Raw genomic sequence first — 10,035 nt, 5'->3', positions numbered from 1 at the left:
CATCGGGCCGAAAGTGTCGCAGCCCAGACAAAGCTGGGCTGCGACAATCGTTATATCAATCGTATAGAACGGCTTGAATTTCAGCATTATCGATATTGGATTGGTCGTAGTAGTAGAATCCTGTGTCGATGATGGCTGGTAGTGTTTCACCATTCATAGCGGCAACTGCGGCCTTGACCGTTTCATAGCCGATACCAACGGGGTTTTGGGTGATTGCACCGTTCATGAGGCCGTCGCGGATTGCATCGGTTTGGGCTTTGCCTGAATCGTAACCGATGACTGTTAGCCCTTCAGTGCCCATTTCGCGCACTGCGTTGACGATGCCGATGGCGGAGCCTTCGTTGGTGCCGAACATGCCGCCCAGACCAGGGTTCGCGGTCAAAATTGCCTTGGCAACTTCGGTGGACTGCAACTGGTCGCCCGCGCCGTATTGAACGCTGACAACTTCGATGCCGGGGTATTCGCTTGCCATCCGGTTAAGAAAGCCATCGCGGCGGTCAATACCTGTGCGGCTGGTCTGGTCGTGGGCTACAACCGCAACGGTGCCCGTACCGCCAAGGAAGTCAGCCATTTTATCCGCAGCCAATGCAGCGGCAGCAACGTTGTCGGTGGTGGCCGTTGACATTGGAATGTCACTGTCCACACCGCTGTCGAATGCGATGACTGGAATGCCAGCCTCGGATGCTTGACGGAGCAGCGGGATCGCTGCTTGGCTGTCGAGTGCGGCAAAGCCGATAGCCGCAGGGTTGTTGGCCAATGCTGCTGAGAGCATATCGATCTGACGGTCGACCATAGTTTCGTTGTCTGGGCCTTCGAATGTGATGCGCACATTGAATTCTTCGGCGGCCTGATCTGCACCGGATTTTACGGCCTGCCAGAACTGGTGCTGAAAGCCTTTCGAGATCAGCGGAATGTAAATCTCGTCTTGTGCAGAGACGGCAGATGCCGAACCAAAGGCAAGAGAAGCGCTAAGAGCGCCAATGAGAACGCGACGTGACAACATGTGGTTTCCTCCTCGGTTGTCGATTGACCTGACCGCATAACGGTCAGGGTTCGTGGTAATTTCGTATGTTAGCTGGATTTCTTGCGGCGCATCATGTCCGCATAGACGGCCAGAATGATAATCGCGCCGGTCACAACCGTTTGCCATTCCTGCGCTACGGAAAGCACCCGCAGCCCATTGGTCAACACGGCCATGATCAACGCCCCAATCAATGAGCCAAGAATGGACCCGCGCCCACCAGATAGGGACGTGCCGCCGATCACAACCGCGGCAATCGCCTCAAGCTCATAGCCTAGGCCTAATGCAGGCTGTGCCGAATTAAGGCGCGATGCGATCAGCAATCCCGCGATGCCGACGATGGCACCGGCCAACGCGTAAATCGCAATTTTCCAACGGTCGGTATTCACACCTGATAGCCGCACAGATTCCTCGTTTGATCCTAACGCAAAGCAATAGCGACCAAGAACGGTGCGGTTCAAAATATACGCCGTGACAGCCGCAACAATGAACAGGATCAAAACGCCATTGGGGAGCGGTAGGGCAGGCAGAACGTCACCAATCAAAGACCCGCGCGAAATTTCACTAAATCCGGGCGTATCGTTGAAATAGATCGGGCGCGTACCCGAAATCACGAGGCTCAGACCCTTGAGGATCAACATCATGCCAAGAGTGGCGATAAACGGAGGGATCGCCATTTTGGCGACAAACGTGCCGGAACATGCACCGCACAGGGCGCCGGTCAGAACAGCCGCGACAACGCCGAACATCAATGGCATTCCCGCATAGGTCAGCACAACGCCCGTAATGACCGCGCAGAACGTCATCATCGTACCGACCGAAAGATCAATACCGCCGGTAATGATGACCAAGGTTACAGCGATCGCCAGAACGCCATTCACAGACGTTGCCTGCAAAATGGAGATCATATTCGACGTCTGCATAAAGTTAGGGGAGGCAATGGAAAACCCGATCAGTAACACCACAAGACTGGCAAACGCCAAAACCCGCTGATGCGTGCCCGCCGCGACAATGCGCGACAAGGTCGACTTTGGGGCATCTACTGTTGTCGTGGTCATTTTACGTCCTCCGCGCCGGCCAACGCAGTGTCGCGCTGGGTGGCTAATTCCATGATTTGTTCTTGTGTGGTGCCTTCGCCGCCAGGCAAAATGCCCGTTAGGCGACCCTCGCACATCACCGCGATGCGGTGACTGAGGCGCATGACTTCGGGCAGTTCGGATGAGATAACGATGATTGCGCGCCCCTGTGCCGCGAGGGCCTCAAGCAAGGCGTAGATTTCCGACTTCGCGCCAACGTCGATCCCGCGTGTGGGTTCATCAAAAATGAGCACATCACAGTCGCGCAATAGCCATTTGGCGATCACGACCTTTTGCTGGTTGCCGCCCGACAAAAGCCGCACCTCTTGCATATCGGACGGTGTGCGAATGCCCAGCTGGTCGATGTAGTTGACAGCAACGTCTTTCATAGACGCCTCGTTCAGTACACCGAGCCGGTTCGTGAACCGTCCCAGATCCGCCATCGGAATGTTGGCGCGGACTGTCATATCGATGGCAAGGCCAAAGTGCTTGCGATCTTCCGACAGATACCCAATTCCCGCTTGGACGGCTGTATGAGGTGTGCGGATATCAACGGGTTGACCATGAACGAATATCTCGCCTGCGTCACGTGGATCCGCGCCAAAGATAATGCGTGCGACTTCGGTACGTCCTGCGCCCATTAGTCCAGCAAAGCCGAGAATTTCACCTTTGCGGACATCAAAACTAACATCGCGCACCTCTTTGCCTCGTGTCAGGTTGCGAACGTCAAGCGCCACTTCGTTTTGTGATGTGTCCGGAATGACCGGTGCCGTTTGGGTCACATCGCGACCCACCATCAATTGGATGATCTTGGACAGGGGAGTATCAGCGGCCTGAACCGTATCGATATAGGCTCCATCGCGCAAAATGGTGACGCGGTCGGCGATCACCTTGATCTCGTCCATGCGGTGGCTGATGTAAACGATGCCCACGCCGTTCGCTTTGAGCATGTTGATCACCTTGAACAGCTCGGAAATCTCAGTGTCGTTCAGGGCGGCGGTTGGTTCGTCCATGATCAGAACGCGCGGGTTATACGATAGCGCCTTTGCGATTTCGATCAGCTGTTGGCGGGCAATTGTTTGGGTGCTGACTTGCGTGCGCGGATCCATCGCCAAATTGAGCGAAGCAAAGATTTCAGCGGTTTTCGCATTCAGCGCCGGCTCGTCCAATCGGCCGAAACTGCGGCGTGGCTCACGCCCGATCAGCACGTTTTGCGCGGCAGTCAGGTCGTTCATTAGGCTGAGTTCTTGATGAATGATGCCGATGCCAAGGTCTTGTGCGGCGCGTGGACTATCTGGGGCAACAGGATTGCCATCAACAAACATCTCGCCGCCATCCCGCGAATAGATGCCTGACATAATCTTCATCAGGGTCGACTTGCCTGCACCGTTTTCACCCATCAGGGCGTGAACTTCACCGGGTCGCAAATCGAATTGCACCGCTTTGAGCGCGTGAACGCCGGGAAAGCGTTTCTCGATCCCTTTCATCTCCACCAAATAAGTCATGTGCTTCGGCCCTCCCAAACCAATGCTTCGCCGTTAACCCGCGGCTGCGCCATAAACCAAGGCTATCCGACTCGTCACAACGCTAATTCCACTTGGTCGCAAATGCCCCTGAATCAGCACGCGATCAGGATTGTGTTTTTGTGGAGTATCACATTGCTGCTCATGCTCACATCACCGCGCCAATCTGCCACGGTACGAATTCGACCCCGCCAAACCCCAACTCTTCGCTCTTTGTTTGCTCACCTGAGGCGACACTTATAAACATCTCAAAGATATCACGTCCCTTGTCGTCCAAGGTGACACCTTCGCTGACGATGTCACCGCAGTTGATATCCATATCGTCGGACATCCGCCGGTACATTTCGGAATTGGTGGCGACCTTGATGCAGGGTGTCGGCATATAGCCCGACACTGATCCGCGTCCGGTCGTAAAGACGATCAGATTGGCACCGGATGCAATTTGCCCCGTCACCGAACACGGGTCGAATCCGGGGCTATCCATAAATACAAAGCCCTTTTTGTCGATTTTTTCGCCGAACAGATACACATCTGTCAGGGGCGCACTGCCGCTTTTGGCAACAGCACCCAGTGACTTTTCCAGAATTGTGGTCAGCCCACCGCGCTTGTTGCCGGGGCTTGGATTGTTGTCCATCTCACCTTTGTTGCGGGTGGTGTAATCTTCCCACCACCGGACGCGGTCAATCAGCTTTTCGCCGACTTCGACGGTTGCCGCGCGGCGGGTCAGTAGGTGCTCAGCCCCATAAATCTCCGATGTCTCGGACAGGATTGTGGTGCCGCCGTGACGCACCAGCATGTCAGATGCAACACCAAGTGCAGGATTGGCGGTGATGCCGGAGTATCCGTCTGAGCCGCCACACTGCATCCCCACCATCAAATGCGAGATCGCTGCGGGCTTGCGCACAGCAGTGTTCGCTAATTCTGCGATACTGCGCAGCTCTTCAAGACCCTTTTCTATGGTCTTGCGGGTGCCGCCCTCATGCTGAATTGTCATATACCGGAGCGCACCATCAGCGCGGATTGGACGACCGCCCACAAGGGCGGAGACTTGCATGACTTCGCAGCCAAGGCCGATCAGTAAAATGCCGCCAAAATTGGGATGCTGCGCATATCCTGATAGCGTCCGCAACAGTGTGTCATACCCTTCGTTTTCACCCGACATGCCACAACCAGTCCCATGGGTGATCGGGACAATCCCGTCGACATTGGGAAAGGCATCAAGAAGGCCGGACTTTTCCGCAGCTTCAGCGATGAATTTAGCCACTGATCCCGAGCAATTTACCGACGTCAGGATGCCAAGGTAGTTGCGCGTACCAACCCCACCATCAGCGCGGTGATAGCCGTTGAATGTGCGCGTCTCCAAAGCCGCATCTAGTGCCACAGCCTCGCTTGCGTGCGCATAGTCACGGGTGTGCTCGCCCATGCCCAGATTTTGCACATGAACATGTTCGCCCGCAGCGATATCGACCGTTGCCTGACCAATCGTCTGACCATAGCGGATTACATTTTGGCCCGCAGCAATGGGTGCAACTGCAACCTTGTGTCCCTGCTTTGCTGACTGGAGTGTTTTGACCCCCGCTGAGCCGATCTCTTCACCCGCGCCAATGTCTGCCATTGCAATCGCCACGTTATCGCGTGGGTGCAAGATAATCATGCGGGGCGGCTGGTTCATCGCGCGTGTTCCTCTGGTTTAAGGGGACTTTTATCTGTTACGTTAGTGCTAGCTTGACTCGCGACACCTGTCAACTAACATGCCAGTAGGGGGGCGTGAATTGCCTGATACACACCATGCACTTGAAATCGAAAACCTGACTGGTCCATTGGGCCAGAGGATTTATTACGCGCTGCGCAACAGTATTTTGGATCTGTCGCTAGAGCCGGGAATGGCGCTACGCAAAGGGGCGCTTTGCGAGCAATTGGGTGTGTCGCGTTCGCCCGTTGCCGAGGCGCTGGGCCGACTGTCGTCTGATGGTTTGGTCGACATCATCCCACAATCCGTCACGCGTGTGTCGCGGTTTTCGATGAGCGAGCTGCGCGAGGAAAGCTTTCTTAGGGACGCGATTGAAGTCTCGGCTGTTGGCAAAGTGGCCAAAGAGAGAACCGACGAGCAACTCAGAAAGCTAAAACGAAATCTTCAAATGCAAAATCTATTGGTGGCAGACGGAGATTTTCAGGGCTTCTTTGAGGCAGATCTGGCGTTCCACGACTTGATTCTCGCGTTTACGGGCTATCCCAAAGTCGCCCTCGCTGCTGATCAAATGTCGCTACAGCTTCGTCGTGCACGTGTGTTGATCCTTCCTGAAAAGGGCCGAAAAGCCGAATCCGTGATGGAACATAAAGCCATCCTTGACGCGATTGAGGCACAAGATGTCAACGCCGCGAAAAGGGCAATGTCGCGCCACTTGAGCCACTTGATCACACGGGTTGCGCCACTTGAACTCCACCGCCCCGAATACTTCCGAACACACCGAAAGAGCAACGATGACGCGCGCTAAAACGGTTCTTTTGAATCATAGAACGAAACAGCCTGTACGGTTGAGCCCGCTTGGATTTGGCTGTGCGCCGCTGGGCAACCTGTACCGAAAGATCGATGACACACAAGCGCAAGCCACGCTTGATGCCGCGTGGGATGCGGGCATTCAGTACTTTGATACCGCTCCGCAATACGGGCTCGGTCGTTCCGAATCGAGACTCGCAGATGCATTGACGAGGTTTGACGCTGGCACGCTGACACTGTCGACCAAGGTGGGGCGGCTCCTCGAAGACTGTGCGATAGAAGATGTCACGCCCGAAGCCTTCGTCGATGTGCCACAAAAACGGATTGTCTTTGACTACACCTATGACGGGATCATGAGAAGCTACACGGATAGCGTCGCCCGTTTGGGCACAAACAAAATTGACATGTTGTTCCTTCATGACATCGACGCCGGCACACATGGCACCGCAGGCGTCGAGGACAAGCTGCGCGAATTGTTCAGTCGTGGCGGATATCGTGCCCTGACGGAATTGCGGGACACGGGCCAAATTTCGGCGATTGGTGCGGGCGTGAACACGTGGCAAATTTGTGAACGCCTGTTGGGCGAAGCCGATTTTGACGGCTTTTTGCTCGCGGGGCGCTACACGCTACTCGAACAGGATCCACTCGATACGTTTCTGCCGCTTTGCCTGAAACGCGATGTCGGGATTATCTTGGGTGGGCCTTACAACTCTGGCATCCTTGCCACTGGCGCAATCGACGGCGCACGTTTTGACTATGCGCCTGCCCCCGACGACATCATGCAAAGGGTTCGCCAATTAAGTGAGGTCTGCGCGGATCACAACACACCACTGATCGCGGCCGCATTGCAATTTCCACTTTGCCACAGCGCGGTGAAATCTGTGATTCCTGGTGCCGCGACCCCGCACGAAGTGCGCCAGAATGTAGAGATTTTTGAAACTGCAATCTCGCCCGCTCTTTGGTTGGACCTGAAATCTCACGGCTTGATCCGACAAGACGCACCTGTCCCGCAAGACGCACCTTAAATCAGGACGCGCGCCCCCGCGATTGGTGGTTTCGGGCGACCAATTAGGCCGCTGTTCCACCGTTTTCAGGGAAAAAGCAGGCGGCGCAATGGGCCTCACTGTTTAGGGTCGGACGTAGTTTGCGGCACTTGTCTTGTGCTTTCCAACAGCGCGGCGCGAACGGACAGCCCTCGGGGATCGCCAGCGGGGACGGCAGTTCGCCCTCAAGTTTGATACGCTCCTTTTTCAGACGCGGATTGGCTTGCGGCGTCGCGGAAAGCAGTGCTTTGGTGTACGGATGAAACGGCGCGTCAAAGATTGCCGCGCGGCTGCCCTTTTCCACGGCGCGCCCCAGATACATCACGATGACATCGTCGGCGACATGGCGCACCACGCTCAGATCGTGCGAGATAAACAGATAGGCCAGTTGCAGCCGCTCTTGTAGATCAACCAACAGGTTTAGAACCGAGCTTTGGATAGACAGATCAAGGGCGGAGACGGGCTCATCAAGGACCAGCACCTTTGGGTCGAGCATCAGGGCGCGCGCGATCGCGATGCGTTGGCGTTGACCGCCCGAAAACATATGTGGATAGCGCTCGAAATGTTCAGGGCGCAGGCCGACCAGCCCAAGCATTTCACGGGCTTTGGCGGTGCGCTCTTCGGCGCTCATATCAGGGCGGTTGATTTTAAGCGGCTCTTCTAGGATCGTGCCAACCCGTTGGCGCGGGTTGAGCGATCCATAGGGGTCTTGGAACACGATCTGCACGGACTTGCGCAATGAGGCCCAGTCTTGCGGGATCACGGGTTTGCCGTCCAAGGTGATCGACCCTGATGTCGGTTCTTCGATCATGGTGACAAGGCGCGCGAGGGTCGACTTTCCGCACCCGCTCTCGCCCACAACCGCGAGTGTTTTCCCGGGGTAGAGGTCGAAATCGACCCCCGCCACGGCCTTGAGTGTGCGCGGCTTTCGGAACATTCCGCCGCTGATCTCATAATGCCGCTCGAGTGCCGTGGCCGTCATTACCGGATCTGTCATGACGCAGCCCTCTCATTCATATTTAGTGGATAAAAGCACCGCGCATCATCGCTATCGCCGTGTAGGGCAGGCGGGGCTTGGACCTTGCACTTTGCATCGGCAAATGTGCAGCGCGGCGCAAATAGGCACCCCGCAGGACGGTCAAATTGGCCGGGCACAACACCGGGTATGGTGGGCAAGCGGCGCTCGGTTGCGCGCTCTGGCAGGGCATCCAATAGAGCGGCGGTATAGGGATGGTGCGGTGTTTCAAACAGCGGCACAACAGGCTGCTCTTCGATCTTTTGGCCTGCATATTGAACGCTGACCCGTTCGGCGGTTTCGGCCACAACACCCATGTCGTGGGTGATGAGCACGAGCCCCATGCCCGTCTCGTCGCGCAAGGATGCCAACAGGTCAAGAATTTGCGCCTGAATGGTGACATCAAGCGCGGTCGTAGGCTCATCCGCGATCAGCAATTTGGGCCGACAGGCAATCGCCATAGCGATCATCACGCGTTGGTTCATGCCGCCAGACATCTGGTGTGGAAAGGCCGCGAGCCGTTTTTCAGGGTCAGGAATGCCAACCTGTTCGAACAGTTCAATAGCGCGGGCATGGCGTTCGCGCCGCCCCATGCCCAATTGCACACGTAGGGCTTCGCGTATTTGCCAGCCAACGGTGAAACAGGGATTTAGTGATGACATTGGCTCTTGGAAGATCATGGCAAGATCGTTGCCAATGATTTTACGCCGCGCTTTGGGGGCGATTGTCAGTAGGTCTTGGCCATCGAATGTTAGCTCGTCCGCGGTTACGGTCGCGGTCCATGGCAACAATCCCATCAGCGCCAACATCGACACCGATTTTCCTGAACCGCTTTCCCCCACAATGGCCAAAATTTCGCCGTTGTTAACGTCCTGATCAACGCTGTCCACGGCCCGAAATTTACCCGATGCCGTGGCGAAATCGACGCTGAGGTTTCTGATGCGTAAAAGAGTCATCGGTTAGCTCCGCTTCAGTTTCGGATCAAGGGCATCGCGTAGCCCGTCACCCATTAAATTGATCGCCAGAACGGTCACGAGAATGGCAATGCCGGGAAATGTCACGACCCACCATGCGCGCAAGATGAACTCGCGGGCTTCGGCAAGCATCGTGCCCCATTCAGGGGTCGGGGGTTGCGCGCCCATCCCGAGAAACCCAAGGGCGGCCGCGTCCAGAATGGCCGTGGAGAATGACAAGGCCGCTTGCACAATAATAGGCGCCAAGCAGTTGGGTAGCACCGTCACAAACATCAATCGCACAACGCCGGACCCCGCCACGCGAGCGGAGGTAACGTAGTCCTTTTGGCGCTCCGATAGAACGCTGGCGCGGGTTAGTCGGACGTAGTGAGGTTGTAGCACGATGGCGATTGCAATCATCGCATTGGTGAGTGACGGGCCTAAAATTGCAACGAGCACGAGCGCCAGAAGCAAGGAGGGGAACGCCAACACAATGTCCATGATCCGCATGATGATGCTATCGAGCCATTTGGGGGAAACCCCCGCGATCAACCCGATGATAATACCGCCCGTGGCCGCGATGCTCACGACGACAACCCCCACAAAGAACGAGTATCGTGCACCGACAATCAGACGCGAAAGCATGTCGCGCCCGAGTGGATCTGTGCCAAGGATATGGGTCCACGATCCCCCCTCTTGCCAGACGGGGGGCTGTAACGTTGCGCTGCGAAATTGCTCTGTGGCATCATGCGGTGCGACCCACGGGCCGAAAAAGGCAAGGAATGCGAAGACTGCAAAAATCCATAAGCCAATGACGGCCCCTCGGTTTTCGCGAAAATAGAACCAGAATTCGCCAAGGCGGCCGGGGCGTGCGTGGCTGTCGGGAGTGTGCTCGATATTGCTCATT

General features: G+C 56.1%; 9 protein-coding genes. 2 read left to right on the top strand and 7 right to left on the bottom strand.

Features of this window, described 5'->3' with window-relative positions; all coding sequences use genetic code 11:
* Window positions 1-55: 55 nt before the first annotated feature.
* The 4 genes from IMCC12053_RS15105 to IMCC12053_RS15090 form a co-directional block, all read right to left on the bottom strand.
* Complete coding sequence (locus IMCC12053_RS15105; RefSeq protein ID WP_062220479.1) at window positions 56-1,003, bottom strand: ABC transporter substrate-binding protein; 948 nt, start codon at window positions 1,001-1,003, stop codon at window positions 56-58.
* Between the two features lie 68 nt (window positions 1,004-1,071).
* Entirely contained in the window at window positions 1,072-2,079 is a 1,008-nt protein-coding gene (locus IMCC12053_RS15100) for an ABC transporter permease (RefSeq protein WP_062220477.1), read from the bottom strand.
* Window positions 2,076-3,602, bottom strand: a complete 1,527-nt coding sequence (locus IMCC12053_RS15095; RefSeq protein ID WP_062220475.1) for a sugar ABC transporter ATP-binding protein — start codon at window positions 3,600-3,602, stop codon at window positions 2,076-2,078. The genes IMCC12053_RS15100 and IMCC12053_RS15095 overlap by 4 nt, the downstream gene beginning before the upstream one ends.
* A 166-nt stretch (window positions 3,603-3,768) precedes the next feature.
* Window positions 3,769-5,292, bottom strand: coding sequence for a UxaA family hydrolase (locus IMCC12053_RS15090; RefSeq protein ID WP_062220474.1), 1,524 nt, complete (start codon window positions 5,290-5,292; stop codon window positions 3,769-3,771).
* 100 nt (window positions 5,293-5,392) lie between these two features.
* Here IMCC12053_RS15090 and IMCC12053_RS15085 point away from each other — a divergent pair, with 100 nt between their 5' ends.
* Both IMCC12053_RS15085 and IMCC12053_RS15080 read left to right on the top strand, forming a co-directional pair.
* Entirely contained in the window at window positions 5,393-6,115 is a 723-nt protein-coding gene (locus tag IMCC12053_RS15085) for a GntR family transcriptional regulator (RefSeq protein ID WP_236852455.1), read from the top strand.
* Window positions 6,102-7,142, top strand: a complete 1,041-nt coding sequence (locus IMCC12053_RS15080) for an aldo/keto reductase (RefSeq protein WP_062220470.1) — start codon at window positions 6,102-6,104, stop codon at window positions 7,140-7,142. Before IMCC12053_RS15085 ends, IMCC12053_RS15080 begins: the two co-directional genes overlap by 14 nt.
* Window positions 7,143-7,185: 43 nt before the next feature.
* Here the strand turns inward: IMCC12053_RS15080 and IMCC12053_RS15075 are convergent, their stop codons facing one another.
* Genes IMCC12053_RS15075 through IMCC12053_RS15065 form a run of 3 tightly spaced genes read right to left on the bottom strand, consistent with a single transcriptional unit; the run spans window position 7,186 to window position 10,034 of the window.
* A complete protein-coding gene (locus IMCC12053_RS15075; protein WP_062220468.1) occupies window positions 7,186-8,157 on the bottom strand; it encodes an ABC transporter ATP-binding protein in 972 nt (323 codons plus the stop codon).
* On the bottom strand, window positions 8,154-9,131 hold the full coding sequence (locus IMCC12053_RS15070; protein ID WP_062220466.1) for an ABC transporter ATP-binding protein: 978 nt from the start codon (window positions 9,129-9,131) through the stop codon (window positions 8,154-8,156). Before IMCC12053_RS15070 ends, IMCC12053_RS15075 begins: the two co-directional genes overlap by 4 nt.
* A 3-nt stretch (window positions 9,132-9,134) precedes the next feature.
* Complete coding sequence (locus IMCC12053_RS15065; protein ID WP_062220464.1) at window positions 9,135-10,034, bottom strand: ABC transporter permease subunit; 900 nt, start codon at window positions 10,032-10,034, stop codon at window positions 9,135-9,137.
* Window position 10,035: the final 1 nt, after the last annotated feature.

Origin of the sequence: Celeribacter marinus (assembly GCF_001308265.1) — a bacterium.
GTDB lineage: Bacteria > Pseudomonadota > Alphaproteobacteria > Rhodobacterales > Rhodobacteraceae > Celeribacter > Celeribacter marinus.
Note: the sequence above shows the minus strand (reverse complement) of the source record. Positions and strands in the feature narration are given on the sequence as shown.